Annotated in this window: 25 protein-coding genes and 1 tRNA gene; 11 read left to right on the top strand and 15 right to left on the bottom strand. The window is 68.5% G+C overall.

Annotated elements, in window-relative coordinates:
• Positions 1-287: 287 nt before the first annotated feature.
• The 4 genes from OWC43_RS15375 to dusB all read right to left on the bottom strand — a co-directional run bounded on the left by OWC43_RS15375 (position 288) and on the right by dusB (position 6,267).
• Positions 288-2,441, bottom strand: a complete 2,154-nt coding sequence (locus OWC43_RS15375) for a methyl-accepting chemotaxis protein (protein ID WP_393957290.1) — start codon at positions 2,439-2,441, stop codon at positions 288-290.
• Between the two features lie 150 nt (positions 2,442-2,591).
• Complete coding sequence (gene ntrC / locus OWC43_RS15370; RefSeq protein ID WP_137831419.1) at positions 2,592-4,055, bottom strand: nitrogen regulation protein NR(I); 1,464 nt, start codon at positions 4,053-4,055, stop codon at positions 2,592-2,594.
• A gap of 11 nt (positions 4,056-4,066) precedes the next feature.
• Positions 4,067-5,203, bottom strand: a complete 1,137-nt coding sequence (locus tag OWC43_RS15365) for a nitrogen regulation protein NR(II) (RefSeq protein ID WP_137831421.1) — start codon at positions 5,201-5,203, stop codon at positions 4,067-4,069.
• Positions 5,204-5,220: 17 nt separating this feature from the next.
• Positions 5,221-6,267, bottom strand: coding sequence for a tRNA dihydrouridine synthase DusB (gene dusB / locus OWC43_RS15360; RefSeq protein WP_393957288.1), 1,047 nt, complete (start codon positions 6,265-6,267; stop codon positions 5,221-5,223).
• A 127-nt stretch (positions 6,268-6,394) separates the two neighbouring features.
• On the opposite strand from dusB, the gene OWC43_RS15355 reads away from it, so the two are divergent.
• The 3 genes from OWC43_RS15355 to OWC43_RS15345 all read left to right on the top strand — a co-directional run bounded on the left by OWC43_RS15355 (position 6,395) and on the right by OWC43_RS15345 (position 10,304).
• Positions 6,395-7,684, top strand: coding sequence for a bifunctional 2-C-methyl-D-erythritol 4-phosphate cytidylyltransferase/2-C-methyl-D-erythritol 2,4-cyclodiphosphate synthase (locus OWC43_RS15355; RefSeq protein ID WP_393957287.1), 1,290 nt, complete (start codon positions 6,395-6,397; stop codon positions 7,682-7,684).
• Positions 7,681-8,172 (top strand): CinA family protein, encoded by a 492-nt coding sequence (locus OWC43_RS15350; RefSeq protein WP_393957286.1) that lies wholly within the window; start codon positions 7,681-7,683, stop codon positions 8,170-8,172. The genes OWC43_RS15355 and OWC43_RS15350 overlap by 4 nt, the downstream gene beginning before the upstream one ends.
• A gap of 344 nt (positions 8,173-8,516) precedes the next feature.
• Positions 8,517-10,304, top strand: a complete 1,788-nt coding sequence (locus tag OWC43_RS15345) for an ABC transporter ATP-binding protein (protein ID WP_393957285.1) — start codon at positions 8,517-8,519, stop codon at positions 10,302-10,304.
• Positions 10,305-10,357: 53 nt separating this feature from the next.
• Here OWC43_RS15345 and OWC43_RS15340 read toward each other — a convergent pair whose 3' ends face one another.
• Entirely contained in the window at positions 10,358-12,439 is a 2,082-nt protein-coding gene (locus tag OWC43_RS15340) for a protein meaA (protein ID WP_137831414.1), read from the bottom strand.
• A 196-nt stretch (positions 12,440-12,635) separates the two neighbouring features.
• A complete protein-coding gene (locus OWC43_RS15335; RefSeq protein WP_393957284.1) occupies positions 12,636-13,046 on the bottom strand; it encodes a hypothetical protein in 411 nt (136 codons plus the stop codon).
• A gap of 453 nt (positions 13,047-13,499) precedes the next feature.
• Here OWC43_RS15335 and ccrA point away from each other — a divergent pair, with 453 nt between their 5' ends.
• Both ccrA and OWC43_RS15325 read left to right on the top strand, forming a co-directional pair.
• Positions 13,500-14,798, top strand: coding sequence for a crotonyl-CoA carboxylase/reductase (gene ccrA / locus OWC43_RS15330; RefSeq protein WP_137831412.1), 1,299 nt, complete (start codon positions 13,500-13,502; stop codon positions 14,796-14,798).
• Between the two features lie 137 nt (positions 14,799-14,935).
• On the top strand, positions 14,936-15,142 hold the full coding sequence (locus OWC43_RS15325) for a hypothetical protein (RefSeq protein ID WP_393957283.1): 207 nt from the start codon (positions 14,936-14,938) through the stop codon (positions 15,140-15,142).
• 46 nt (positions 15,143-15,188) lie between these two features.
• On the opposite strand, the gene OWC43_RS15320 is transcribed toward OWC43_RS15325, so the two are convergent.
• Positions 15,189-15,659 carry a DUF3617 domain-containing protein gene (locus OWC43_RS15320; protein ID WP_393957282.1) on the bottom strand — a complete coding sequence of 157 codons (471 nt, stop codon included), beginning with the start codon at positions 15,657-15,659 and terminating at the stop codon, positions 15,189-15,191.
• Between the two features lie 304 nt (positions 15,660-15,963).
• Between OWC43_RS15320 and OWC43_RS15315 the strand changes: the two genes are divergently transcribed.
• The gene (locus OWC43_RS15315) at positions 15,964-16,200 is read left to right on the top strand and encodes an alkylphosphonate utilization protein (protein WP_393958568.1); all 237 of its coding nucleotides are present in this window, start codon (positions 15,964-15,966) and stop codon (positions 16,198-16,200) included.
• A gap of 98 nt (positions 16,201-16,298) precedes the next feature.
• Here OWC43_RS15315 and OWC43_RS15310 read toward each other — a convergent pair whose 3' ends face one another.
• Positions 16,299-16,475, bottom strand: coding sequence for a hypothetical protein (locus OWC43_RS15310; protein WP_171015580.1), 177 nt, complete (start codon positions 16,473-16,475; stop codon positions 16,299-16,301).
• 165 nt (positions 16,476-16,640) lie between these two features.
• Between OWC43_RS15310 and leuD the strand changes: the two genes are divergently transcribed.
• Entirely contained in the window at positions 16,641-17,243 is a 603-nt protein-coding gene (gene leuD / locus OWC43_RS15305) for a 3-isopropylmalate dehydratase small subunit (protein WP_137831408.1), read from the top strand.
• Between the two features lie 40 nt (positions 17,244-17,283).
• Here the strand turns inward: leuD and OWC43_RS15300 are convergent, their stop codons facing one another.
• Together OWC43_RS15300 and OWC43_RS15295 are read right to left on the bottom strand one after the other, a co-directional pair.
• On the bottom strand, positions 17,284-17,601 hold the full coding sequence (locus OWC43_RS15300; RefSeq protein ID WP_137831407.1) for a hypothetical protein: 318 nt from the start codon (positions 17,599-17,601) through the stop codon (positions 17,284-17,286).
• A 96-nt stretch (positions 17,602-17,697) separates the two neighbouring features.
• Positions 17,698-18,171, bottom strand: coding sequence for a VOC family protein (locus OWC43_RS15295; protein WP_238308251.1), 474 nt, complete (start codon positions 18,169-18,171; stop codon positions 17,698-17,700).
• Positions 18,172-18,322: 151 nt separating this feature from the next.
• Here OWC43_RS15295 and OWC43_RS15290 point away from each other — a divergent pair, with 151 nt between their 5' ends.
• The gene (locus tag OWC43_RS15290; RefSeq protein WP_393957279.1) at positions 18,323-18,526 is read left to right on the top strand and encodes a hypothetical protein; all 204 of its coding nucleotides are present in this window, start codon (positions 18,323-18,325) and stop codon (positions 18,524-18,526) included.
• Positions 18,527-18,745: 219 nt separating this feature from the next.
• Here the strand turns inward: OWC43_RS15290 and OWC43_RS15285 are convergent, their stop codons facing one another.
• The 4 genes from OWC43_RS15285 to OWC43_RS15270 all read right to left on the bottom strand — a co-directional run bounded on the left by OWC43_RS15285 (position 18,746) and on the right by OWC43_RS15270 (position 20,873).
• Positions 18,746-19,093 (bottom strand): hypothetical protein, encoded by a 348-nt coding sequence (locus OWC43_RS15285; protein WP_393957278.1) that lies wholly within the window; start codon positions 19,091-19,093, stop codon positions 18,746-18,748.
• Between the two features lie 402 nt (positions 19,094-19,495).
• Positions 19,496-19,570 (bottom strand) — tRNA-Gly (locus OWC43_RS15280).
• A 106-nt stretch (positions 19,571-19,676) separates the two neighbouring features.
• Positions 19,677-20,150 (bottom strand): NUDIX domain-containing protein, encoded by a 474-nt coding sequence (locus tag OWC43_RS15275; protein WP_137831403.1) that lies wholly within the window; start codon positions 20,148-20,150, stop codon positions 19,677-19,679.
• 27 nt (positions 20,151-20,177) lie between these two features.
• Entirely contained in the window at positions 20,178-20,873 is a 696-nt protein-coding gene (locus tag OWC43_RS15270) for a fumarylacetoacetate hydrolase family protein (protein WP_393957277.1), read from the bottom strand.
• A gap of 175 nt (positions 20,874-21,048) precedes the next feature.
• Here OWC43_RS15270 and OWC43_RS15265 point away from each other — a divergent pair, with 175 nt between their 5' ends.
• From OWC43_RS15265 to OWC43_RS15255, 3 genes are all read left to right on the top strand, one after another.
• Positions 21,049-22,497: an FAD-binding oxidoreductase gene (locus OWC43_RS15265; protein WP_393957276.1), complete on the top strand. Its 1,449-nt coding sequence runs from the start codon at positions 21,049-21,051 to the stop codon at positions 22,495-22,497.
• Between the two features lie 402 nt (positions 22,498-22,899).
• Positions 22,900-23,193: a DUF2218 domain-containing protein gene (locus OWC43_RS15260; protein ID WP_137831681.1), complete on the top strand. Its 294-nt coding sequence runs from the start codon at positions 22,900-22,902 to the stop codon at positions 23,191-23,193.
• 72 nt (positions 23,194-23,265) lie between these two features.
• On the top strand, positions 23,266-24,528 hold the full coding sequence (locus OWC43_RS15255) for an aminopeptidase (protein ID WP_393957275.1): 1,263 nt from the start codon (positions 23,266-23,268) through the stop codon (positions 24,526-24,528).
• 91 nt (positions 24,529-24,619) lie between these two features.
• Here the strand turns inward: OWC43_RS15255 and OWC43_RS15250 are convergent, their stop codons facing one another.
• Positions 24,620-25,330, bottom strand: a complete 711-nt coding sequence (locus OWC43_RS15250) for a DUF1223 domain-containing protein (RefSeq protein ID WP_393957272.1) — start codon at positions 25,328-25,330, stop codon at positions 24,620-24,622.
• Positions 25,331-25,359 lie beyond the last annotated feature (29 nt).

The following is a 25,359-nucleotide window of genomic DNA, read 5'->3' as shown; positions in this document are numbered from 1 at the left end:
CCCTCAGGAGCCCCGAACCACCAGGTGGTGGACCGCCGCGCCCCGTCGGTGAAAATGCTTCTACGGGACGCCCCAGCCCACGTCAATCGGAAAATGCGGAGAAATGCGAAAACGCCCGCCACAGGACATCCTGGCGCGATGAGGGAGCGCTTCGTGCCTGGGGTATGTCCCCTCCCCTACCGTTGGCGGGCCGCAAGGCTCGAATGCGGATCGCTCGTCGCTTCTGTAGCTTGCAGGTCGGTCTTGTTCTCCGAGACGGCGCGTTGCCCGGAGACCAATCGCCAAGGTCAGGCAGCGCGAACGTTGGCCAAGAAGGCGTCGACCTCGCTTCGCAGCTGCTGTGATTGCAGTGCCAGTTGATCCGACGCGCCTGCGACGCTCGCGGCGGCATGTCCGGCTTCGTCCGCGGCGCGGGCGACGGCGACGATGTCGTCGGTCATCTCGCTCGTGCCGGTCGAGGCCTGGACCATGCTGCGCACGATCTCCTGGGTCGTCGCCCCCTGCTCCTCGACGGCGGCGGCGATGCTGTTGGTGACCCGGTTGATCGCCTCGATCTCCCCGGTGATCGCCTGGATCGCCTGGGCCGTCCCCTGGGTCGCGGCTTGGATCGCTCCGACCTGCTGGGCGATCTCGCCCGTCGCCCGCGCCGTCTGGCTGGCCAATTCCTTGACCTCGGCGGCCACCACCGCGAAGCCGCGACCGGCCTCCCCGGCCCGTGCGGCCTCGATGGTGGCATTCAGGGCGAGGAGGTTCGTCTGTCCGGCAATGGTCGACACGAGATCGACGATGTCGCCGATGCGGGCTGCGGCGGTTGCGAGCGCCGACATGGTCTGCTCCGTGCTCGCGGCACCCTGAACCGCGCGGGCCGACAGACCCGCGGCTTGCTCGACCTGACGTCCGATCTCCTCGACGGTGGCGCCGAGTTCCTCGGCCGCGGAAGCGACGGTGTTCACGTTGCCCGCCGTCTGGTGCGCGGCGCTCGCCGCGCTGGTCGAGCGTCGCGACGTGTCCTCGACGGTTCCGCGCATGATGCCGGACGAGGCCTGGAGTTCACCCACGGCCCCCGAGAGACGGTCGACGATCCCGCCGACGGTCGCTTCGAACCGGCCGGCAAGGTCCCGGAGCATGGCGCGGCGAGCCTGCTCTTCGCGCAGGCGGAGCGCCTCCGTGGTCTGGAGCTGCTGTGCCGCGTCCTCGAGGGAGACGTCCCGGATCGTCGCCACGGCGCGGGCGATGTCGCCGATCTCGTCGGCGCGACGGCTGCCGGGCACCTCGTCGATGGTCTGCCGTGCAGCGAGCCCGTTGAGCGCCCGGGTCAGGGCGCCGAGGGGACGCACGATCGAGCGGGCGAGCCACAGCCCGATCACCGCGGTCCCGAGAAGGACGATGAGCGCGATCACGGCAAGGGTCAGCGACAGTGTCCGCACGGCGGCCACCGCCTCGGTCTCGCTCTGCTCGGCGATGATCGTCCAGGGGGCGCCGAGAACCGAGACGGGCGCCACCGCGGCCATGTTCCGGCCTGCGGGCGCCGCGTAATCGAAGCTCGCTCCCTGCGCGATCTGCGTGGGCCCGATGCCGAGCGCCGCGAGCGGTTCGCCGGCCTTGGCGCCTCCGATCAGCGGCGTGCTGCGCAGGAGCCCATCCGAACCGGCGGCAACGACCTGGCCGGTCTGCCCAAGTCCGTCACGCTTCATCAGCGAGTGGTCGAACAGGGCGGGCGTCACGCGCATCACAACGAAACCGATGCGCTCGGCGGCCTGCGCCGTGCCCATGGCGACATTCGCGCGCCGGGTCATCGGGCGACCGATGAAGGCCGAGGGTCCCTCCCCTGCCGGATAGGCCGCAAAGTCTTCGAACAGCACGCTGTTCGGGTCGCCGGCCTTCAGCCGCTCGACAAGGCGGGCGAGCCCCGTGGCGCGCAACGGCCCCTCGCCCAAAGTCTGGGCGAAGTCCTGATCCTTGAGTGTGGTGTAGACGATGCGACCACCCTCATCCACGAACAGAAGATCGGCGTAACCGGCCTGGGCCACGATCTTACGGGCCACCTCCTGAACCTTGGCGTGGCGGCGGCCGTACATCGTATTGGTCGCGTTGCCATCGAAGGCGAGCCGTGCTTCCGCATTCGGCAGGTCGCGGATCGCTTGCAGGACCTTCTCGGTCTCGGGCTTGGCCGGATCGAGATTCTCGATCAGATCCGGGAAATTCGACGCGATCTGCGGGTTGGCCGCCGCGACCTCGAAATCGGTACGGAGACGATCGGCCGTCAGCTCGACACTGTCCTTGCGCAGGGATGCGGCGAGCTGGAGACGCTCGCGCGCCGCGTCGAACAGGCCGGCCTTGGCGGAATACCAGCTGAAGCCGCCCATGGCCGTCGCACTGAGCAGGGCCAACCCGATCATGGCGGCGGGCAGGCGTGTGCTGAGTTTCGAGGGGGAGAGCATTGGCGGCCTGTGCTGAGAGAGACCTCCAGGGAATACGAGGGTAAATTTTAATAAGAGATAAAGCGCCTCTGCAATTCTCTCATAGCTGTCACAACACTATCGCCAATTCGATATTACAGCTGCCCCTTTTGAAGCCCCGGCACCGCGTCATTACCGGGAGGTGCGGAACACCTGTAGATCGAGATCGCGGACTTTCTTGCGCAACGTGTTGCGGTTGACCCCCAAAAGCTCTGCTGCCCGGATCTGATTACCACGAGTTGCAGCGAGCGCCGCGCCGATCAGCGGCCCCTCGATCTCGCGCAGGATCCGATGATAGAGGCCGGGCGGGGGTAGCGTATCCCGGTACCCGGAGAAGTAGTCGGCCAGATGCCGCTCCACAGCGCCCGAAAGGGTCTCGCTCTCCGAGGCGCCGTTCTTGCGGGGCGCCCCGTTCGCCGCCGCCGGCTGGGCGAGCGGCAGGGTGTCGAGTTCAGCCTCGATGACCGGGCCGGTGATGGTCTCCTGCGGGTAGAGGGCGGCGAGCCGGCGCACGAGATTTTCGAGCTCGCGCACGTTTCCCGGCCAGCGGTAGCGCTTGAGGCGCTCCATGGCGTCGCCGTCGAGGGTCTTGCGGGTCAGGCCCTCGCGCTCCACCAGAACGAAGAAGTGGCGGATCAGGTCCGGCACATCCTCGGCGCGCTCGCGCAGGGCCGGCAGGCGCAGGGGCACGACGTTCAGCCGGAAGAACAAGTCCTCGCGGAAGATGCCCTGCTGGATCGAGACCCGCAGATCCTTGTTGGTGGCCGCGATGATCCGGACATTGGTCTTGATCGGCACGCGTCCGCCGACGGTGGTGTACTCGCCCTGTTGGAGGACGCGAAGCAGCCGGGTCTGGGCCTCCATCGGCATGTCGCCGATCTCGTCGAGGAACAGGGTGCCGCCCTCGGCCTGCTCGAACCGCCCGGCGGAGCGAGACAGCGCGCCGGTGAAGGCGCCCTTCTCGTGGCCGAAGAGTTCGGATTCGATCAGGTCGCGGGGGATCGCCGCCATATTGACGGGAACGAACGGCCCGGTGCGGCGACGGCCGTAATCGTGGAGCGCGCGGGCGACCAGTTCCTTGCCGGTGCCGGATTCGCCGGTGATCATCACGGTGAGGTCGGTCGGCATCAGGCGCGCCAGAGCGCGGTAGATCTCCTGCATGGCCGGCGAGCGACCGACGAGGGGAATGTCCTCGTTCTCCGGTCCGGCCCCGGCCGGCGCCGTGCCGCGGGGGCGCGACAGGGCGCGACCGACGATGGCCGTCAGCTCCTTGAGGTCGAAGGGTTTGGGCAGGTACTCGTAGGCGCCGCGCTCCGAGGCGCGGATCGCCGTCATGAAGGTGTTCTGCGCACTCATGACGATGATCGGCAGTTCCGGCCGAACCCGCTTGATGCGCGGCAGCAGGTCGAACACGTTCTCATCGGGCATCACCACGTCGGTGATGACCAGATCCCCCTCCCCTTGCGCCACCCACCGCCAGAGGGTGGCGCAATTCGATGTGGTGCGGACCTCGTAGCCGGCCCGCGACAGGGCTTGGTTCAGCACGGTGCGGATCGCTGCGTCGTCGTCCGCGACGATGATGTGACCGTTGGGCATGGCTACTCGACTCAGCGCTCCGCGGCCGATTCGCGCCCGTCGCGGGCGCTCGACATGGGAAGCAGGATCCGGAAAGCGGTTCGGCGGGGAACGGGGTCGCACTCGACGATGCCGCCGTGATCCCCCACAATCTTGGCCACCAATGCAAGTCCGAGGCCGGAGCCCTGCGCCTTGGTGGTGACGAAGGGATCGAACAGGTCGGACAGCATGTCGGCCGGGATACCCGGCCCGTTGTCGCGCACGGCCACCTCGATCGGCAGGCTGACCCGCTCGCGCGAGCCCGGCACCTGCAGGCGAAGCCCGGTGCGGAAGGCGGTCGACAGGGTGATCTCGCCCTCGACCGTATCGGTGCCGATGGCTTCCGCCGCGTTCTTCACGAGGTTCAGGATCACCTGAATCAGCTGATCACGGTTGCCGAGCACCGGAGGCAGCGACGGATCGTAGTTTTCGATGAAGCGGATGTGACGGGCAAAGCCCGACTGCGCCGAGCGTTTGACTTGGTCGAGCACCCCGTGGACGTTGACCGGCCCCCGCTCCACCGGCCGCTCCTCGCCGAACAGCTCCATGCGCTCGACGATGCGGACGATCCGGTCCGACTCGTCGCAGATCAGGCGGGTCAGCAGCCGGTCCTCGTCGTCGCGCTCCTGCTCCAGCAATTGCGCGGCACCGCGGATGCCCGCGAGCGGGTTCTTGATCTCGTGGGCCAGCATCGCGCCGAGCGCGATCATCGAGCGCGCCGCGCCGCGATGGGTGAGCTGGCGGTTCATCTTGTCGGCGATGGTGCGCTCCTGGAGCATCAGCACCACCGAATCGTCCTCGTCGCGTAGCGGCGTGGCGAAGACGTCGACGCTGCGCTCGGCTCCCGAGCGGGGTTGGATCAGCTCGACCCGGTACTCGGCAACCGAGGAGCGGCGGCGGCGCACCTCGGCCACCAGCGCGATGATCGGCGATGCGAAGGGGATGATGTCGCGCAGTCGCCCCCGCTGCATCACCTTGGAAGACAGATCGAAGAAGAGTTCGGCGGCGTGATTGACCCGTAAGATACGCTCGTCCGGCCCGATGGTGAGCACCGGCAGCGGCAGGGCGTTCAGAACCGCCTCGGCTGCCGGCAAAGAGGCGGGATCGGGCTCTTCGCCGGTGAAGCTCATGGTGTGGCTCCCGGGGCTCATGCGGCCTCGCCGATCGTCGTGCCGGCAGCGTCCGGTTCGAGGCCCGCCGGATCGAGGAAGGCCCGTCGCAGCAGGGCGAGGGCCTCGGTCGGATCCGAGGTGGTGACGAGGCGCCGCCGGTCGGCCGGGCTCAGGGCGCCGGATCCGGCGGCATCGGCATAGGCGGCCAGATGCTTGCGGGCGTGGCGTACGCCCATGGCCTGCCCGTAGAGGGCGATCAGTCCCTCGTAATGCTCGGCCGCCGCCGCGGCCCGCGCCTCGGCGGAGAGCGGCGTGACAGAGCGCCCGGCGAGGCCCGCGGCAATCTCGCCGACGAGCCAGGGACGTCCCACGGCTGCCCGCCCCACCATGACGCCCGCGGCGCCGGAGGCCGCGAGACAGGCGCGGGCGTCGTCGAGGCTCGTCACATCGCCGTTGGCGATGACCGGCAGGCGCGTCGCCGCGACGACGGCGCGGATCGCCGACCAATCGGCGCGGCCCTTGTAGAATTGCTGCCGGGTGCGGCCATGGACGGTGACGCCGTTCAGGCCCAGATCCTCGGCGCGGCGGGCGAGTTCCGGCGCGTTCAGACTGGCATGATCCCAGCCCAGGCGCATCTTCACGGTGACCGGCACGGCGACCGCCATCCGCACGGCACCGAGAAGACGGGCGGCGTGATCGAGATCGCGCATCAGCGCCGAGCCCGCCTCGCCGCCGGTCACGGTCTTGGCCGGGCAGCCCATATTGATGTCGATGGCATCGGCACCGTTGTCGACGGCGATGCGGGCCGCCTCGGCCATCGGGGTCTCCGCACAGCCGGCCAGCTGCACGACATGCGGCTCGACCCCTTCGCCCTCCGCCCGGACTTGCGACTCGGCATCGCCGCGGGCCAATTCGGCCGCCGCCACCATCTCGGAAACGACCGCGCTCGCCCCGAGCCTCTGCGTGATGCGGCGCATGTGCAGATCCGTGACGCCCGAGAGCGGCGCCAGCAGAACGGGGGGCGCGTCGGCACGCCGTCCGTCCCCGGAGCGCAAGGCGCTCAAATAATGGTCAGGTCTCATTCTGCACAATAAGTAGCCAAACCCGGGCGAAGCGCAAGCGTCGCCTTCGTTTGCCTTCGAACATTCGGCCGCCTATGAGCGCGGACATCCCGCCTGTCCCCAACTGAATGCACTTCGAGGTTCGACGATGTCCGACAGCGCCGCGCGGCCGAAAGTGGCCGCTGTCGTGGTCGCGGCAGGCAAGGGCCTGCGCGTCGGCGGCGATCTGCCCAAGCAGTATCGCCGCGTCGGCGGGCGCGCCGTCTTGACCCGCACGCTGGCGGCTCTGGCTGCCTCCCCGCGCATCGGCCGGATCCAGCCGGTGATCGCTCCGGACGCGACCGACTTCTTCCGCGAATGTGTCGCCGAGTTGGAGCCGGCTCTCGCCAACAAACTGGCGGAGCCGGTGCCGGGCGGTGCGACCCGCCAGCAATCGGTGGCGGCAGGGCTCGAAGGGCTGGCACGGTCCGGCGCGCCGGATCTGGTGCTGGTGCATGACGCTGCCCGCCCCTTCGTCGACGAGGCCCTGATCGCCCGCGCCATCGAGGCCGGCAGCGAGCACGGCGCAGCGGTACCCGGCGTGGCCGTGTCCGATACGATCAAGCTGGTGGAGACGATCGCCCCCGGCATCGGCCGCGTTCACGAGACGCCGTCCCGCGAGAACCTGCGCGCGGTGCAGACCCCGCAGAGTTTCCGGTTCGGCTCCCTGCTCGACGCGCATCGCCGGGCGGTGGCCGAGGGCCGGGACGGTTTCACGGACGACGGCGCTCTCGCCGAATGGGCCGGCCTGGCCGTCGTCGTCTTCGAGGGCGACGCCAGAAACCGCAAGATCACCCAGGCCGCGGACCTGATCGAGGCGGATCGGGCTTTCTCGAAGGAAGCACCCGCGATATCTGAGGCTCCCATGACCACTTACGTGACCCGCCTCGGCACCGGCTTCGACGTCCACGCCTTCACCGAGGGCGACCATGTCTGGCTCGGCGGTATCAAGATCCCCGCCGACCGCGGCGTGCTCGCCCATTCCGACGGCGACGTGGCGCTGCACGCCCTGACCGACGCGCTGCTCGGCGCCATCGCCGACGGCGATATCGGCACCCATTTCCCGCCCTCCGACGAGAAGTGGCGCGGCGCGTCCTCCGATCAGTTCCTCGCCCATGCCTGTTCGCTGGTGCGGGCGCAGGGCGGCAAGATCGACCATCTCGACATCACCGTTCTGGCGGAGGCGCCGCGCATCGGCCACCATCGCGAGGCGATCCGGGCCCGCATCGCCGAGATCGCGGGCGTTCCGCTCAGCGCAGTCTCCATCAAGGCGACGACCACGGAGAAGCTCGGCTTCGTCGGCCGGGCCGAGGGTCTCGCGGCGCAAGCCGCCGCCACCGTGCGCCTGCCCGAGGTCGAGGTGGACACCGGCACCGAGACCGCCGAGCGCCGCTCGTGATCGACGACGCCGCGCTCCTCGCCCGCGCCGAAGCGCTGGTCAGGGCTTACGCGGCGTCGAGCCGGCGGATCGCGACCGCCGAATCCTGCACCGGCGGCCTCGTCGCCGGATTGCTCACCGCCGTGCCCGGATCCTCGGCCGTGCTGGAACGCGGCTTCGTCACCTATTCCAACGAGGCCAAGACCGACCTCGTCGGCGTGCCGACCGACCTGATCGCCGCACACGGCGCGGTGAGCGAGCCGGTGGCCCGCGCCATGGCGGAGGGGGCGCTCGGTCGCTCGCGCGCGGACGCGGCGGTCTCGATCACCGGCATCGCCGGACCCGGCGGCGGCAGCTCGAACAAGCCCGTCGGCCTCGTGCATTTCGCCCTCGCCGCCACGGGGGGGCCGACCCGCCATATCGAGCGCCGCTTCGGCGATCTCGGCCGGGCGGAGATCCGGCGCCTGTCGGTCGAGCAGGCGCTTGCGCTGCTGGAAGGGGCTTTCTGAGGGAGCCTGAGCTCACTCCTCCCAGCCCTGCTAAGGATGCGCGGCGGGTGCCGCAGGCCGACCTCCGCCGCCCCACGTTGCGAATCGCATCTCCTGCGCCTACTTCTCGTTTCGGTCGCACGCGAACAGGGAGAGGATCGTATGAGCGCCATGCCCGTCTTTTCTCCCGTGGAAGCCCTCGCGATCGGTCGTCTGAACCGACGCGCCTAGGCGTTCCCGAGCCGCCCGGCCTGACGGTCCCGCGGCTCTCTTCGACCTCCCCGAACTGAACCCACCGGTCCGCGCCGCTTCGGTCGCGCGCGTCCGTGCCTCCCGGAGCCGACGCTCGGTCGTCGGGCGCTTGCATGTCCCTGTCTTCTCCCCGGCGCACGGATGCGGTCCGTCGCGTCGTCGCCTTCGTCGCCCGTGGTTGGCGTCGACGGCTTCCCGTCGTCTCCGGCCTCGTCGGCGCCGTCACGCTCGCCACCCTCGCGGACGTGATGCTGCCGATCTATGCGGGCCGTCTCGTCGATGCGCTCGCCGGCTCCGATCGTGCGGCGGCGTTCCACGCGGCAATGCCGGCTTTTGCCGCGATGACGCTCCTGAGCCTCGCGGCGGTGGGCCTGCGCCACATCTCGTGGAGTCTCGTGGTGCCCCTGACCCTCGGCACCATGTCGGACGTGCTCGGCGACAGTTTCGCCCGCGTGCAGCGCTTCTCGACCGAGTGGCACGCCAGCACCTTCGCGGGCTCGACCGTGCGGAAGATCTCGCGCGGCATGTGGGCGATCGACAGCCTCAACGACGTGCTGCTGCTCTCGCTGCTGCCCTCCGTCGTCGTGCTCGCCGGGACCACCTTGGTGCTCGGCCTGCACTGGCCGGCCATGGGTGCCGTCGTCGGGATCGGCGCGCTCATCTATGTCGCGGCATCGGTGTTCCTGGCGACCCGCGTGATCGCGCCCGCCGCCACGCTCTCGAACGCGCTCGACACCCGGCTCGGCGGCGCCCTGTCGGACGCCATCGGCAACAATGCCGTGGTGAAGGCGTTCGGGGCGGAGGGGCGTGAGGAGGCACGTCTCCACCGCATCCTCGGCCGTTGGCGGCGGCGCACGCACCGCACCTGGATGATCGTCACCTGGAGCGGGACGGCGCAGCTCGGGTTGCTGCTTGCCTTCCGCACGGCCATCGTCGCGACCGCCCTCTGGCTGTGGTGGGTGGCGCAGGCGAGCCCGGGCGAAGTCGCCTACGTGCTCACCACCTACTTCGTGGTGCACGGCTACCTCCGCGACATCGGCGGGCAGATCAACCACCTCCAGCGGGCGGTCAACGAGATGGAGGAACTGGTCGCGCTCGAGGCCGAACCGGCCGGTGTCGCCGACCGGCCCGGTGCCGCGCCGCTTCAGGTCTCGGGCGGGGCGATCCGCTTCGAGAAGGTGCGTTTCCATTACGGCGACCACGGCACGCCGCTCTACGATGATCTGTCGGTGACGATCCCGGCCGGCCAGCGGATCGGCTTGGTCGGCCGCTCGGGCTCGGGCAAGACCACCTTCGTCAAGCTGATCCAGCGGCTCTACGACGTGGGGGGCGGGCGCATCGCCATCGACGGGCAGGACGTGGCCGGTGCCACGCAGGCCAGTCTGCGGGCGCAGGTGGCCATCGTTCCGCAAGAGCCGGTGCTGTTTCACCGAAGCCTCGCCGAGAACATCGCCTACGGCCGGCCCGGCGCCTCGGCGGATCAGATCGAGCGGGCGGCGCGGCTCGCCAATGCGCATGACTTCATCGCGCGGCTGCCCCAGGGCTACGCCACGCCGGTGGGCGAGCGAGGGGTCAAGCTGTCGGGCGGCGAGCGCCAGCGGGTGGCGCTCGCCCGCGCCTTCCTTGCCGATGCGCCGATCCTGATTCTCGACGAAGCGACCTCCAGCCTCGATTCGGAATCGGAGGCCCTGGTGCAGGAAGCGATGGAGCGGCTGATGCGCGGGCGAACGGCGATCGTGATCGCCCACCGCCTCTCGACGGTGCGGGCGCTCGACCGCATCCTCGTGTTCGATCGCGGTCGCATCGTCGAGGACGGCCCGCACGCCGCCCTGATGCACCGCCCGAACGGCGCCTATCGATCGCTGTTCGAGCGCCAATCGGTCTTGGCGCAGAGTGCGTGAGGTGCGGCCTCCCCTCTCCCCGCAGCGGGAGAGGGGAGGCCGCGCGGCGTTGATCAGAACACCTGCGCGGCGCTGCCATTGCCCTTCGGGGCGCCCGGCACGCCGGCGGCGGCGTCCGCATTGTCGGCGGCGCGCTTGTCGAGGGCGCGACCCACCACCTTGGCGAGACCGACCATGATCTTGTCGAGCTCGTAATCCTTCGGCGTGTAGACGGCGGTCACGCCCATATTCTTGAGCACCAGCTCGTCCTCGGGCGAGATGATGCCGCCCACCACGACCGGCACGTGGTCGAGCCCGGCTTCGCGCAGCTTCGCCTTCACCTCCCGCACCAGCGGCACGTGGCTGCCCGACAGAACCGAGAGGCCGATGACGTGCGCGCCGCGCTCGACCGCCTTGGCGACGATCTCGGTTGGGGTCTGGCGGATGCCGTCATAGGTCACGTCGAAGCCGACATCGCGGGCGCGGAGCGCGATCTGCTCGGCGCCGTTCGAGTGGCCGTCGAGGCCCGGCTTGCCGACGACGAGCTTCGGCGTCTCGCCGAGCCGCTCGCCGAGATCGGCGATGAGGAGCTTGGCCTCCTCCGCCGCGCCCGACGACACCGTCTGAAGCGTGACGCCGGTGGGGGCACGGTACTCGCCGAACACCTGCCGCAGGCGTCCGCCCCACTCGCCGGTGGTGACGCCGGCCTTCGCGGCGGCGATCGAGGGCGGCATGATGTTGGCACCCGAACGGGCGGCCTGCTCCAGGTCTTCGAGGGCCTTGGCCACGGCCTTGTCGTCGCGCTTGGCGCGCCAGTCGCGGATGCGGGCCTCGGCCTCCATCTCCACCGTCTCGGAGACGGTGAAGATCGCGCCCTCCCCGGCCGTCAGCGGCGAGGGCTCGCCGTTCTGCCACTTGTTGACGCCGACCACGATCTGCTCGCCGCGCTCGATGGCGGCGATGCGCTTGGCATTCGACTCAACGAGCGCGCGCTTCAGCTCACCCGCCTCGACCGCGGTGACGGCGCCACCCAGCTCGGCGATGCGCTTGAGCTCGGCGCGGGTCTGCTCCTTCAGGGCCTCGACCCGGGCCTCGATGACCTTCGAGCCGTCGAAGATGTCATCGTATTCGAGCAGGTCGGTCTCGAAGGCGAGGATCTGCTGCATGCGCATCGACCATTGCTGGTCCCAGGGCCGCGGCAGGCCGAGCGCCTCGTTCCAGGCCGGCAACTGGACCGCGCGGGCGCGGGCGCGCTTCGACAGGGTGACGGCCAGCATCTCGATCAGGATGCGGTGGACGTTGTTTTCCGGCTGCTGCTCGGTGAGTCCGAGCGAGTTCACCTGCACGCCGTACCGGAAGATCCGCTTCTTGGCGTCGGTGATGCCGTAGCGCTCCTGGGCGATCTCGTCCCACAGCTCGGCGAAAGCCCGCATCTTGCAGATTTCGGTGACGAACCGCATGCCGGCATTCACGAAGAACGAGATCCGGCTGAACACGTTCGAGAAGTTGGCCTCGTCGAAATCGGGGTCGTCGCGCACGGTGTCGAGCACCGCGATGGCGATGGCGAGCGCGTAGGACAGCTCCTGGACCGGCGTCGCCCCCGCCTCCTGCAGATGGTAGGAGCAGACATTCATCGGGTTCCACTTCGGCACTTCCTTGGTCGTGAACAGGATCACGTCCTTGGTGAGCCGCAGGCTGGGAGCGGGCGGGAACACGTAGGTCCCGCGGGAGAGATACTCCTTGATGATGTCGTTCTGCGTGGTGCCCTGCAGCGCCGAGATCGGCGCGCCCTGCTCTTCGGCCACCGCGAGGTAGAGCGACAACAGCCACGGGGCCGTGGCGTTGATCGTCATCGACGTGTTCATCTGCGCCAGCGGGATCTGGTCGAACAGCGTGCGCATGTCGCCCAGATGCGCCACCGACACGCCGACCTTGCCGACCTCGCCGCGGGCGAGCTCGTCGTCCGGGTCGTAGCCGGTCTGGGTTGGCAGGTCGAAGGCGACCGAGAGGCCGGTCTGACCCTTGGCGAGGTTACCGCGGTAGAGCTTGTTCGATTCCGCCGCGTTGGAGTGACCGGCATAGGTCCGGATCAGCCAAGGCTTGTCCCGCTCGGGCTTGTCGTTCTTGATCTCGGCGACGCTCGCGGTGGCGCTCATCCGGCTCGACTCCCTCAACGTCTTATTGGCGTGCGCGTCCCGCGCGCGATGTGAGCGGCACCGTAGCGAACGTGCGGCGGCGCGTCATCTGGGAGAAAAGTCGAGGATCGGTGCCAGAGCCTTGAAAAACTTGATGAGTCGGAGAAGCGGAATTTTGGAGTCGGCCCGCCCGCCGGAGCGGACGGGCCGTTCGCGGTTAGCGCATTGCGCCGCAGACACGCATGCGGCCCGCGCCGCCGTTGCTCTGGTGACTCTTGGCGTGGCCGATCGAGCCGGTCATGTCCTGGGTCGGGTTTCCGCCGGGGCGCTTCACGACGATATCGCAGCGCTGCCCGCCGCCGCTGCCCCAGCCGGGAAACGGCATCGTCGGCATGCCGCCGACGGCCGGAGCGGTGACGATCCGCCCCGGCGCGGGCAGCGAGCCGACCTGATCGATATCGGGCGCGATGCTCGACCAGTTCGACGTGGACTTGGTGACCTTGTTCGTCTTCACGGTCGTGGATTTGGAGTGCCGGCCTTGACCAGACGTCTGGCGCGCATCGGACGGCAGGGCCGTTGCGGAGACGAGAGCGAGGGAGAGTGCGGCGAGGGCGAGAAAGCGCGGCAAGATTCTGCTCCGAAAAGTGACAGATGCTGATCAAACGAACAGCACCCGCACCTTCATTGAGCGATTGTTTTGGAGATGTGCGTTAAGTCACAAAAGTAAAATTGGATATTAATCCGAAAATATTTCGATTTGTTCTGTGGGATTATTTCAGAAAGAACGATGCGATGCGTTTCGGCGGGGGGCGGACCGCCCCGCCCGGTTTGGACCGGAGGCGCCTTTCACCGCTCTCGAGTCTCGTTCCCAGCATGGGGAGAGACACGATTGGGAGTCCTACAAAAGATTATTTTGCATTCACCGGGGTCGGTATAGGCCGACGCCTATTTTTTGTGCGTAACGAGGGAATCCTCGTCTTTTAGGCCACTTGGAAGGCTTGGAACATCATGCATATAGCTTCCGCCAAGTTCGCTGCGGCGTTTGCGCCCGCGAACCAGCGACAGAATAGGGAGTGCCACGATGGCGGAGAGCGCAGCGCCGGCCTGGACCGGGCAGACGGCGGAAGCCAAGGACCTGTACGAACTCGGTGAGATTCCGCCGCTCGGCCACGTGCCGGCCAAGATGTACGCCTGGGCGATCCGCCGCGAGCGCCACGGGCCGCCGGAGCAGTCGCATCAGCTCGAAGTGCTGCCGGTGTGGGACATCGGCGATGACGAGGTGCTGGTCTACGTCATGGCCGCGGGCGTCAACTACAACGGCGTCTGGGCCGGCCTCGGCGAGCCGATCTCGCCGTTCGACGTGCACAAGGGCGAGTATCACATCGCGGGCTCCGACGCCTCCGGCATCGTCTGGAAGGTCGGCGCCAAGGTGAAGCGCTGGAAGGTCGGCGACGAAGTCATCGTCCACTGCAACCGCGACGACGGCGACGACGAGGAGTGCAACGGCGGCGATCCGATGTTCTCGCCCTCGCAGCGCATCTGGGGCTACGAGACGGGCGACGGTTCGTTCGCACAGTTCTGCCGGGTGCAGTCGCGCCAGCTGATGAAGCGGCCCCAGCATCTCACCTGGGAAGAGGCCGCCTGCTACACCCTCACCCTCGCCACCGCCTACCGCATGCTGTTCGGCCACGCGCCGCACACCGTGCGGCCGGGCCAGAACGTGCTGGTCTGGGGCGCGTCCGGCGGCCTCGGCGTGTTCGCCGTGCAGCTCTGCGCGGCGTCGGGCGCCAACGCCATCGCGGTGATCTCGGACGAGTCGAAGCGCGATTACGTCATGAGCCTGGGCGCCAAGGGCGTCATCAACCGCAAGGACTTCGATTGCTGGGGCCAGCTGCCGAAGGTCAACAGCCCCGAATACAACACCTGGCTCAAGGAAGCCCGGAAGTTCGGTAAGGCGATCTGGGACATCACCGGCAAGGGCAACGACGTCGACATCGTGTTCGAGCATCCGGGCGAGTCGACCTTCCCGGTCTCGACCCTGGTGGCCAAGCGCGGCGGCATGATCGTGTTCTGCGCCGGCACCACCGGCTTCAACATCACCTTCGACGCCCGCTACGTCTGGATGCGGCAGAAGCGTATCCAGGGCTCGCACTTCGCCCATCTCAAGCAGGCCTCGGCGGCGAACCAGTTCGTGATCGACCGGCGGATCGACCCCTGCATGAGCGAGGTCCTGCCCTGGGCCAAGATTCCGGCCGCCCACACCAAGATGTGGAAGAACCAGCACCCGCCGGGCAACATGGCGGTGCTCGTCAACGCCACGCGGGCGGGCCTGCGCACCGTCGAGGACGTGATCGAGGCCGGTCCGCTCAAGGCGATGTAATCCGATCGTCCCGGCGCGAACGATCGCGCCGGGACGCCAATGGACCACGTGAAGCCGCCGATCCGGATGGATCGGCGGCTTCATTCGTCTCCGGCGCCTGCTGAGCGTCGGTACAGGCTCGTGACGGGGGATCAGGAATGAGAATCGCGGCCGTGATCCTGGGTCTGATCCTGGCTGCCGCGACTTTCCTTTGGTTCTTCTACGTCGTGCCGCTGGGCTGCGCGATGAACACGACGGGCTGCCAGGAACGCTTCACCGTGTGGAGCGGCGTCGGGGTGAGGCATTTCTGGTTGCCCCTCCTCGTCGCCACATCGGCCATCGTCTACGGCTCCGCCCGGCGATAGCGCGCCGAGGAAGCAGCCGACCGGCGGTCGCCCTACGCGACGACGATCACCGCGCTGCCGGATTGGGCATCTTCACGACTTTGCCGCCGGGGAGGATGATGTCGCCGGGGCTCTGGCCGGTCTCACAGGGGCCGAGATAGGTCGCATCGATCACCATCTGCCGCTGCACCGGCTCCTTCGCGCCGGGGAGCCCCGTCAGCGTCGTGTCGACGACCATATGGATCTTACTGTCGAAGTCGCCGGTGATCATGCTCTTCGCGATGGCCGAGACGGTACCGATCGTGCACGCGCTCGCACCCTCGTAACCGGCGCTCGTTTTCGTGAGCGTGTTCTTCGAACAATTCTGTCCGCCACCGAAGACGCCCTGCGCGAATTGGTCGGTGTTGGCATCGATGCATTGGCGGGCGGTCACATTCTGGTCCGCCGTGATCGTCGTGCTCTCCCACAGGCCAGCCTTCCGGGCCGGCATCGTCTCCGCCTGACCACCTGTGCCGCTGGCGGCGAACGCCGTGGCCATTGCGAGACCGATGAGACGACGATGCATGAATGCTCCTGGCATGACGCGGCGCCGTGGCCGCTCCGATGCCGAGGGGTAGTCAATGCAGGGGGGCGGTACAAGCGAGCGGCGAGAACGCGACCGCTGGCAGATTGACGGTCGGCGAACCGATCGAGCGGGGCACAGCCCTGCTTGCGCCCCCCTTGCCCAGCCGACCTGTGATGGCAGAACGATCGCTTCCACAGCCGAGGAACGGACTTTGACCACCGACGACGACGCTTACCTGTACGACGAGGCGACCGGCGAATGGCGCCCGGCCTCGGAGATGGCGGCGGCCAAGGCGGCCGCGTCCGTAACCCGCGATGCCTCCGGCAACGTCCTCGCCGACGGCGATGCCGTGGTCCTGATCAAGGACCTGAAGGTCAAGGGCGCGAACCAGACCTTGAAGCAGGGAACGGTGATCCGTTCGATCCGCCTGACGGACGATCCCGAGGAGATCGATTGTCGTCACGAGACCATCAAGGGCCTCGTCCTGCGTACGGAATTCGTGCGCAAGCGCTGAGCGCGCCGCGAACGTGCGGGAGAGGATGCGCGGCACGACGAAAGCTGCGAGCCGCGCCTGAAGCGATCCGGGTGGGACGGGCCGCGAAGTCCGGCGGATCAGCGCCCGCGGGTCGGATCCTGCGGCAGGTGGCGCCCGTAGGTCTCCTGTTTCGCCTCGCGTTCCTTGATGAGGTCGGCATAGGCCTGCCGCATCTCGGGCGAGACCGCCACGCTCTTACCCTTGGCGGGCTTGCGCTTGGGGGCCTTCTTGAAGGTATCGGACGGCTCGGCCATGTCTCGCAGCGTCTCCCTGGTGTCCCGGTGGCGGACCACGCAAGGCCGAGGCCGGAGCGTGCTCCGTCCGCACGCCTTCCGGCGCGGCGACCTCGCTGCTAGAACGCGCCGGACATCGGAACGGGACCAGCATAGCCCGTCCGCGCGACGATTTCGAGAAGAGCCATGGAAAAGTTCACGACCCTGGAGGGCGTTGCCGCGCCCATGCGGATCATCAACGTCGATACCGACCGGATCATTCCGAAGCAGTATCTCAAGACGATCAAGCGCACCGGCCTCGGGAAGGGCCTGTTCTCCGAGATGCGCTACAACGACGACGGTTCGGAGAATCCGGATTTCATCCTGAATCAGCCGGCCTACCGCAATGCCAAGATCCTCGTCGTCGGCGACAATTTCGGCTGCGGCTCCTCGCGCGAACACGCGCCCTGGGCACTGGCCGATTTCGGTATTCGCTGCGTGATCTCGACGAGCTTCGCGGACATCTTCTTCAACAATTGCGCGAAGAACGGCATCCTGGCGATCGTGGTCTCGGCCGAGGATCTGGAAAAACTGTTCCTCGACGCCGAGCGGGGCGCCAACGCGACCCTGACGATCGACCTCGCCGCCCAGACCATCAAGGGGCCCGACGGCGGCACGCTCCATTTCGACATCGACGAGGGCCGCAAGCATAATCTGCTCAACGGCCTCGATGAGATCGGGCTGACGCTGGAGCGGGCTCCGGCCATCACGGCGTTCGAGACGAAACTTTCCGAGCGCGGGTGGGCCTGATCCCCCTCCCCGTCCCGGGACGGACTGATATCCGCGGGGGTCAGTTCCGTTCCTGTGCCCGATGGCGGAACGGACGCAGCATCCATGCGAGGCGTCCGATCTCGTCGTCGCGGCCCGTTCGACGCGGGTCGGCCCGGTCCGAACCGATATTGATCTCGTGCATCACTTGGCCGAGCAGCGGCGGCAGGGCCTGCCCATAGGCGTCGAGCAGTTCGGCAGCGTCGACGAGGGCGCGCAATTGAAGATCGGGGATCGGTCGACGCTCGATCTGCGCGTCGAGCGCTTGATCGGCCAGCAGGGTGGCGAGGCGCGAAACCTCCGACAGCCGTGCGGGCGAATGGGCGATGCCGCTGCTCATGGTGGGCGCTTCCTTCAGGTCCGAGCCAAGAGGCTAGCGAGGACATTATCCCGGGAGGGTGAGCCAATCGTTAGGGCGGCCCAGGGCGCGGTGTCCTCATCCGGCTGCGGCGCGTGCCAGGGCCGCCTCGTCGATCTTCACCATCCCCTGCATGGCGGTGAACACGCGGGCGGCGACCGCCGGATCGGGGTCGGTCAGCAAGCGTGGCAGCGTTTCCGGAAAGATCTGCCACGGCACGCCCCAGCGGTCGCGCAGCCAGCCGCAGGCGAGTTCCTCTCCGCCGTCCGCCAGCGCCGCCCATAACCGGTCGACCTCCGCCTGATCGGCGCAGGGAACCGAGATCGAGGCCGCGGTCTGGTACGCGATCCGCGAACCGCCGTTGAGAGCCTGGAAGTTCTGGCCGCCGAGCGTGAAGGCGATCAGGATCACGTCGCCCGTTTGCCCGCCCGGCCAGGGACCGGGCGCATGTTGGATTAGCTCGATGCGCGAATCGGGAATGAGGGAGACGTAGCGGTTCACCGCCGCCTCGGCCTCTCGCTCGAACCAGAGGCAGGTGCTGACCGTAGGCATGGCATCCTCGTTCCGCCGCGACCCGGTCGAGGATAAGGCGGCAAGGATGGCAGGACCAAACCGGTTTCGGTCAACGGGCCCGGCGGGAGTCCGTCCGGCCGCCGGAACGGAGGACCGCGTCGATCACCGATCGTGTGGATGGGCTGAGCCCGTGGTCGCCGGGAAGGCGGCGCGGATCGGCCCGGTCCAGCCGTTCGACTTCGACGGCGCATCGGCGCAGAGCGTATCCGGCCGCGCCGCGCTGCCCCCGAGCCCCGTCGAGTTCGAAACGCAGGCAAACGGCAAGGTCGGCCTTGAGATCGTCAAAGGCCGCCGCCCGGGCATCCGGGGCAGCAGCGAGACACAGCAGGGCTAGGGCGGCGGCGCGGGTGATCATGGCGGGCTCCAGTCGAGATCGGCTGAAGCCGACAACGCGGCCTTTGACCGATCGTCGCCCGGAGCGCAGCCCATTTGACGGGAGATGGTTTCCGGACAGCTCGGGCGGTGGTGCGCGTCGAACCATCCGATCGCGAGGACGACCGTCTCGGATCCGAAATCCGGGAGTATCCCCTCAGTGTCGGTGCCCCGTTTCGCCCTACCGGCTCCAGCGCCCGAGCCGACGGAGCTTCCACCGCTCGCCACGGGGGAGTTCGGCGGCCGGAATGTCCTTGCGCTTGCGCAGCAAGGGGGCCGACCGCTCGGTCTCGGGGCCCTCCGGATCGGCGACGGGCGCCGGGACGGGGGCGGTGACGATGACAGGCTCGACCACGATGGCCCGCTCGGCCTCGGCGGCCACCGGCGCAGTCGCTGCCGGCAGAACTTTGCGTGGGCGGCCACGGGGGCGTCGCGGCGGCACATCTTCGGCCATGGGCAGCGCTGCGGGCTCGATCGCCGGCACTTCCGGCTCGATCAGGTTGGGGAGAACCCGCCGCTTCTCCGTCATCGGTTCCCGGTTGACCACCGGGGTCGAGAAAACGGTCTGAGACGCGAGCTCAGGGGGCGCACTCACGCGGGTCGGGATGAATGTCGAGGATCGGCGGCCAACCGATTTGACTTCGACGGTGAAGGACCGTCGAGAACTATTGCGCATGTGGCAAGACTTCCGGGCCGGATCAGTCCGGCCGACACGTTGATTATGGAGACGCGGCCTTAACGAAAGACCAAAGGGCGCGGTTCGTGTGCGAACGCCCAGTGCATCGGACAAACCGCATCCCGATGTTCGTAGACAGCGAAATGCCGTTGACGCAAGGGCCAAACCGCGTCCGACTTGCCATTCCGGCGAGTTCTACGCAGTTTGCAGCCCGTCTTGTGACGGCCGCGCCTGTGATAATGTGGTTGGGAAAACTGGAGCGGGCGAAGGGATTCGAACCCTCGACCCCAACCTTGGCAAGGTTGTGCTCTACCCCTGAGCTACACCCGCTCTCTTGTTCCGTCCGGCGCCGCCGTGGCGCTCGCCGTCGGTGGGCGTTCTAAACACCATTCCGACGGGCGTTGCAAGTGCGACCTTCGCTTTTTCTTGTCGGGGCTCACCATTCTTCTGCGGGGGGGCGTCCCGCCCGGATCTCATCGAGGCGTGCCCGGGTCGCCCGGGTGGTTTCCGGCGGCAGGGATTCGAGGGGGAAGAAGGCGCATTCGGCGATTTCCCGGTCGGGCCGCTTCGGTCCGACCACCGCGAAAGTCGGCGCGACATAGACCGCGATATGGTCCCGCCGGGGCGCCCGTGCGTTGAGGAAGAAACCGTGCAGCCGCAGGGGCGCGTCCGGCGGAACGGCGATCCTCGCCTCCTCATGGAATTCCCGGCGCATGGATTCCGGCGCGCTTTCCCCGGGATCGATCGCCCCCCCGGGCAGGTGCCAGCCGCCGACATAGGTGTGACGGACGAGGCAGACCCGGTCCTCCCCGTCGATCGCCACCCCCCGCACACCGAGCGTCATGCCGCGGGTGAGGAGGCCGGCGCGCATGAAGAGGCCATACAGCCAGGGACGGTCGAGACTGAGCATGATGTGCGACGAGCCCGTTGCGCCCTTTCAGGCGACTGCGAGGGAAAAGCTTCCGACGCCCTCGATGCGGGCGGTCAGCGTCTGTCCGCGGGCGATCGGCCCGACGCCCGAGGGCGTTCCGGTGAAGATCAGGTCTCCCGGATGCAGCTCGAAATAGGTCGAGAGCAGAGCCACCTGCTCCGGCACCGACCAGATCATCTCCGAGAGGTCGCCGCGCTGGCGCTCCTCACCGTCGAGATGCAGCGTGATCGCGCCCGCTTGTGGATGGCCGATATCGCCAGCCGCATGCAGGGGGCCGATCGGCGCGGAAAGATCGGCGGCCTTGCCCATCTCCCAGGGGCGCGACTGGCGCTTGGCCTCGTCCTGGAGATCGCGCCGGGTCATGTCGAGGCCGACCGCGTAGCCGTAGATATGCGCGCCGGCGATCTCGACCGGGATGTCCCGCCCGCCGCGACCCAGCGCCGCCACCAGCTCCACCTCGAAATGGTAGTTCTCGGTGCGCGGCGGGTAGGGATGTTCCGCCCGGCCGCCCTCGGGCACGACCTGCAGGGTGTCGGCGGGCTTGAGGAAGAAGAACGGCGGGTCGCGCTCGTCGGCGCCCATCTCGCGGGCATGGGCGCGGTAATTGCGCCCGACGCAGTACACCCGGCGCACCGGGAACAGATCGGTGCTGCCGTGGATCGGCAGGGCGGGACGCGGAGGATTCGGGATCACGGACAGCATGGCGTTCAGCGGCCTCGGGTCGATGTCGTCGCAAGACAGGTATCCCAGGTCTCGCCGCGTTGCACCGCGCCGCGATCACCGCCGAGCGCCTCTCGGATGGAAGCACGGACCTCCGTGCAAAACCGGTCGCCGCCCCCTATCATCGAGACCCGACCCACCAAGCCCCCTGCCCCCGATGCCCGACACGTCCCCTGCGCGCCTGCTCGCCACCCTCACGGAGCGGCTCGGCGCGCGTCACGTGCGGACCGATCCGGAGGCGCTGGCGCCGCATCTCGTCGAATCGCGCGGCCTCTATCGCGGTCACGCCCTCGCGCTCGTGGAGCCCGGTACCACCGAGGAGGTCGCCGCCGTGGTCGCGGCCTGTGCCGAGGCGCGCGTGCCGGTGACGGCGCAGGGCGGCAACACGGGCCTCGTCGGCGGCGGCGTGCCCTTCGGCGGGATCGTGCTGTCGCTCAACCGTCTCAACCGCCTGCGGGCGGTCGATCCCCTCGGGGCAAGCATGACGGTCGAGGCCGGTATGATCCTCGCGGATGTGCAGGCGGCGGCGGAAGAGGCCGGGATGCTGTTTCCGCTCTCCTGGGCGGCGGAGGGGACGGCCCGCATCGGCGGTGGCATCGCCACCAATGCCGGGGGGCTCGCGGTGCTGGCCTATGGCAATGCCCGCGATCTCGTGCTCGGACTGGAGGTGGTGCTTGCCGACGGTCGGGTCTGGAACGGGCTGAAGGCCCTTCGCAAGAACAACGCGGGCTACGATCTCAAGCACGCCTTCATCGGATCCGAGGGCACGCTCGGGATCATCACCGCCGCGACCCTCAAGCTGTTCCCGCGCGTCCTGTCCCGCAGCGTCGGCTTCGTCGGCCTTCCCTCCGCGCGGGCGGCCCTCGCGCTGTTCGAACGGCTGCGGTCCGGGGCGGATCGGGGGCTCACCGCCTTCGAATACATCCCGCGCTTCGGTCTCGAAATCGTCCTGCGCCACGGCATCGACGTGCGCGCGCCCCTGGAAGGCGAGCACGCGGCCTACGCGCTGGTCGAGCTGTCATCCCCGCGCCCCGGTGCCGACACCCGCACCGAGCTGGAGGCCTTGCTCGCCGAGGCGATGGAGGCGGGCTTGGTCGAGGACGCGACCATCGGCGGCAGCGCGGCGCAGGACGCCGCCCTGTGGCGCCTGCGCGAACTCCTGCCCGAAGTGCAGAAGGCGGAGGGCGGCTCGATCAAGCACGACGTGTCGCTGCCGCTGTCGCGCCTCGCCGACTTCCTGGAAGAGGCGGAAGCCGCCTGCCGTGCCGCGATGCCGGGATTGCGCCCCTGCCCGTTCGGGCATTTCGGGGACGGCAACATCCACTTCAACCTCACCCAGCCCGTTGGCATGGACAAAGCCGCGTTCCTCGCCGCCTGGGCTCGCTTCAACGACATCGTCCACGGGATCGTCGAGCGGATGGACGGCTCGATCGCCGCGGAGCACGGGGTGGGCCTCATCAAGCGCGACGAACTCGCCCGCACCGCCGATCCGGTCGGTCTCGACCTGATGCGCCGCCTCAAGGCGGCCCTGGATCCGCACGATCTGCTCAACCCCGGCAAGGTCGTCGCCCTCTCCGCCGATCCGCCCCCGGCCCTGCCGGTCTGACTACGTATTCTTGTCGGCGTGATCGCGCGCCCGCGGCGCATTCCGGAACACATCCGGTTGCCAGCTCGTTATTGTGCGACGCACAAGAAAACGGCATCATCCCCGCCGAAAGCGCGGGGAATCAGCCTTGTGCACAACCGGAATCGCATCCCGGATGATGGGATCGTTAACTATTGCGACCCGACAATCGCCTGCAATGGCGATGCGTGGCGGACCCTGCCGCCTCGGTTTCGTCGCATGACACTTTTACCCCGCACCCCCATGCTGCGCTGCGATGCTGAGACCCCACCGGGACGTACCGCACCGCATCCCGGCCGGCGCGGGGGCGACCCATATGCGGCCCGGGAATCCCGATGTGCCGAACCGGCGATCCGGCCGATGAACGTTCCGAAGGAGACCGACATGCCCACGTCCCAGGCCCGTGTCCCCACTGCGGAAGCGAGCCGCTACCTCAAGCAGCTCTGCCGCCACTGGAGCCACAAGTTTCCCGTCGAGGCGAGCGACGACCACGGTCGCGTTCCTTTCGGCGAGGACCGGATCTGCACCTTCGAGGCAAGCCCCGATGCCCTGCTGATGCGGGTCGCCACGCCGGACCCGGCCGGATTGACGCGGTTGGAGAATGTCGTGTCCGATCATCTCCTGCGCTTTGCCTTCCGGGAGAATCTGGGCGAGATCACGTGGTCGCGCGCGGCCTGAGCAGGCCCCGGCCCTCGATCCGACCCTGAACCGGCCGGCGCGCATCGGGACGATCCGCAGGAAGGCTCTTCGATGACCGGCCCCTCCACGCTTCCGGCCTCCGCCGCTTCGTTCGCGGACCGCCTCGACCGGCTCGCCCAGGTTGCGGTCCGGGTCGGCCTCGGGCTTCGACCCGGTCAGGAATTGGTGATGACGGCGCCCCTGGAGGCGGTGGCGCTCGCCCGCGCCATCACCGAGCACGCCTATCGGGCCGGCGCCTCGCTGGTCTCCACCTTCTACGCGGACGATGCCGCGACCCTCGCCCGGTTCAGCCACGCCCCCGACGAAGCCTTCGATCACGCGGCCGGCTGGCTCTATGCGGGCATGGCCGACGCCTATCGCAGCGGCGCAGCGCGGCTCGCCATTTCGGGCGACGACCCCTCCCTTCTGGCAGGCCAGGACCCGACCAAGGTCGCCCGCGCCAACCGCGCGCGGTCGAGGGCCTACGTGCCGGCCCTGGAACTGATCGCAGGCTTCTCCACCAATTGGACCATCGTCTCGGCGGCGACCACGCCTTGGGCCCGAACCGTGTTTCCGGACCTGCCCGAGGATGAGGCGCTGGCGCGGCTGTGGGACGCGGTCTTCGCCGCCTCTCGTATCGATGGGCCCGACCCGGTCGCCGCCTGGGAAACGCACAATCGGGACCTGCGCGAGCGCACCGAGCGGCTCAACGGCGCCCGCTTCGCGGCGCTCCGGTTCGTCGGCCCCGGCACCGATCTGACCGTGGGCTTGGCCGACGATCACGAATGGTGCGGCGGCGCCACCACGGCCAAGAACGGCATCGTCTGCAATGCCAATATTCCGACCGAAGAGGTGTTCACCACGCCTCACCGGATGCGGGTCGACGGGTTTGTGACGAGCACCAAGCCGCTTTCCTACCAGGGCACCCTGATCGACGGCATTCGCGTCCGGTTCTCCGAGGGCCGTATCGTCGAGGCGACCGCCCGCACCGGCGCCGACGTGCTCGCCAAGGTGCTGGAAACCGACGAGGGCGCCGCCCGGCTCGGCGAAGTCGCCCTGGTGCCCGCTTCGTCGGCGATCTCCGCGTCCGGGCTGTTGTTCTACAACACGCTCTACGACGAGAACGCCGCGAGCCACATCGCCCTCGGACAGGCCTACTCGAAATGCTTCCGCAATGGCGGCGAGGGCCTGAGCGAGGCCGATCTGACCGAGCGCGGGGCCAATCGCAGCCTGATCCATATTGATTGGATGATCGGATCGGCCGAGATCGACGTCGACGGTCTTTCCGAAACGGGCGAGGCCGTGCCGGTGATGCGCCGGGGCGAGTGGGTCTAGGCAATCGTCCCGGTTTCAAGCTCCGGGGGATCCCCTCGCTTCCGGCGCCGCGTCAGCTTTTTCCGAAAGCCGTTCGCCACCTTTTCGACCGTTACAGCCCCGGGCCCTTGGCGGCCCCGATGATCCGCCCGGCCCGGCTCACGCCGCCCGTCTGCAGCAGCACGGCGTAACCGTCGGCACCGTTGACATGGGTGATGGCGCGGGACAGTTCGAGGCGGATCGCGGCGCCGCTCCACGTGCCGACCCGATGGAAGCCGCGCACGACATTCGCGTAGACCGCGACGCGGCCCTCGTTGGCGCCGCGCCCGATCGCGACGGGTCGGCTGCGGGCGACGGGCACCAGCCAGATCTCGGCCGGCCACGCGGTCGCCTGCGCTTCGACATCGATGACGATCCGCTCGTTGCGCTCGCAGACCTTCACCCGCACCGGCAGCGGCCCGGATTCCGCGACGAGACGCGACAGCCGCAAGCGGTCGGAGCCGGGGATCAGATCCCGGCCGCTCACCACGGCCTGGGGCGTGGCGAGTTGAGGAAGCCGGTTCTGGACGGCATAGGCCCGCTGACGTTCATCGAATGCGTGGTCGGCGAGGGTGTCCTTCCAGCCGAGATAATCCCAATAGGTCACCGGCACCGTGAGCGAGAGCAGTCCGGGTTCGCGGCTGAATTCCCCTGTCAGCCGGTCGGCGGGGAGGCAGGCCGAGCAGCCCTGACTGGTGAACATCTCGACCACCGCGCGCACCGGCGGTGCCGTCTCGGGGCCGGCTATGGCGGGCGGAGCGAGGAGCGCGAGGGACGCCGCCACCGCAAGAACCGCCGCCCGCGCGCCCCGCA

Source organism: Methylorubrum sp. POS3 (assembly GCF_043352485.1).
Taxonomy (GTDB): Bacteria; Pseudomonadota; Alphaproteobacteria; order Rhizobiales; family Beijerinckiaceae; genus Methylobacterium; species Methylobacterium suomiense.
The sequence above is the reverse complement of the archived record's forward strand: the minus strand, read 5'-3'. Positions and strand labels throughout refer to the sequence as shown.

What these genes read in the sequence shown, in the direction of transcription:
- OWC43_RS15375 (WP_393957290.1), bottom strand. Translation starts at nt 2,441, where the DNA reads ATGCTCTCCCCCTCGAAACTCAGCACACGCCTGCCCGCCGCCATGATC.
- ntrC (WP_137831419.1), bottom strand. Translation starts at nt 4,055, where the DNA reads ATGCCCAACGGTCACATCATCGTCGCGGACGACGACGCAGCGATCCGC.
- OWC43_RS15365 (WP_137831421.1), bottom strand. Translation starts at nt 5,203, where the DNA reads ATGAGCTTCACCGGCGAAGAGCCCGATCCCGCCTCTTTGCCGGCAGCC.
- dusB (WP_393957288.1), bottom strand. Translation starts at nt 6,267, where the DNA reads ATGAGACCTGACCATTATTTGAGCGCCTTGCGCTCCGGGGACGGACGG.
- OWC43_RS15355 (WP_393957287.1), top strand. Translation starts at nt 6,395, where the DNA reads ATGTCCGACAGCGCCGCGCGGCCGAAAGTGGCCGCTGTCGTGGTCGCG.
- OWC43_RS15345 (WP_393957285.1), top strand. Translation starts at nt 8,517, where the DNA reads ATGTCCCTGTCTTCTCCCCGGCGCACGGATGCGGTCCGTCGCGTCGTC.
- OWC43_RS15340 (WP_137831414.1), bottom strand. Translation starts at nt 12,439, where the DNA reads ATGAGCGCCACCGCGAGCGTCGCCGAGATCAAGAACGACAAGCCCGAG.
- ccrA (WP_137831412.1), top strand. Translation starts at nt 13,500, where the DNA reads ATGGCGGAGAGCGCAGCGCCGGCCTGGACCGGGCAGACGGCGGAAGCC.
- OWC43_RS15325 (WP_393957283.1), top strand. Translation starts at nt 14,936, where the DNA reads ATGAGAATCGCGGCCGTGATCCTGGGTCTGATCCTGGCTGCCGCGACT.
- OWC43_RS15320 (WP_393957282.1), bottom strand. Translation starts at nt 15,659, where the DNA reads ATGGCCACGGCGTTCGCCGCCAGCGGCACAGGTGGTCAGGCGGAGACG.
- OWC43_RS15315 (WP_393958568.1), top strand. Translation starts at nt 15,964, where the DNA reads ATGGCGGCGGCCAAGGCGGCCGCGTCCGTAACCCGCGATGCCTCCGGC.
- OWC43_RS15310 (WP_171015580.1), bottom strand. Translation starts at nt 16,475, where the DNA reads ATGGCCGAGCCGTCCGATACCTTCAAGAAGGCCCCCAAGCGCAAGCCC.
- leuD (WP_137831408.1), top strand. Translation starts at nt 16,641, where the DNA reads ATGGAAAAGTTCACGACCCTGGAGGGCGTTGCCGCGCCCATGCGGATC.
- OWC43_RS15300 (WP_137831407.1), bottom strand. Translation starts at nt 17,601, where the DNA reads ATGAGCAGCGGCATCGCCCATTCGCCCGCACGGCTGTCGGAGGTTTCG.
- OWC43_RS15295 (WP_238308251.1), bottom strand. Translation starts at nt 18,171, where the DNA reads ATGCCTACGGTCAGCACCTGCCTCTGGTTCGAGCGAGAGGCCGAGGCG.
- OWC43_RS15285 (WP_393957278.1), bottom strand. Translation starts at nt 19,093, where the DNA reads ATGACGGAGAAGCGGCGGGTTCTCCCCAACCTGATCGAGCCGGAAGTG.
- OWC43_RS15275 (WP_137831403.1), bottom strand. Translation starts at nt 20,150, where the DNA reads ATGCTCAGTCTCGACCGTCCCTGGCTGTATGGCCTCTTCATGCGCGCC.
- OWC43_RS15270 (WP_393957277.1), bottom strand. Translation starts at nt 20,873, where the DNA reads ATGCTGTCCGTGATCCCGAATCCTCCGCGTCCCGCCCTGCCGATCCAC.
- OWC43_RS15265 (WP_393957276.1), top strand. Translation starts at nt 21,049, where the DNA reads ATGCCCGACACGTCCCCTGCGCGCCTGCTCGCCACCCTCACGGAGCGG.
- OWC43_RS15260 (WP_137831681.1), top strand. Translation starts at nt 22,900, where the DNA reads ATGCCCACGTCCCAGGCCCGTGTCCCCACTGCGGAAGCGAGCCGCTAC.
- OWC43_RS15255 (WP_393957275.1), top strand. Translation starts at nt 23,266, where the DNA reads ATGACCGGCCCCTCCACGCTTCCGGCCTCCGCCGCTTCGTTCGCGGAC.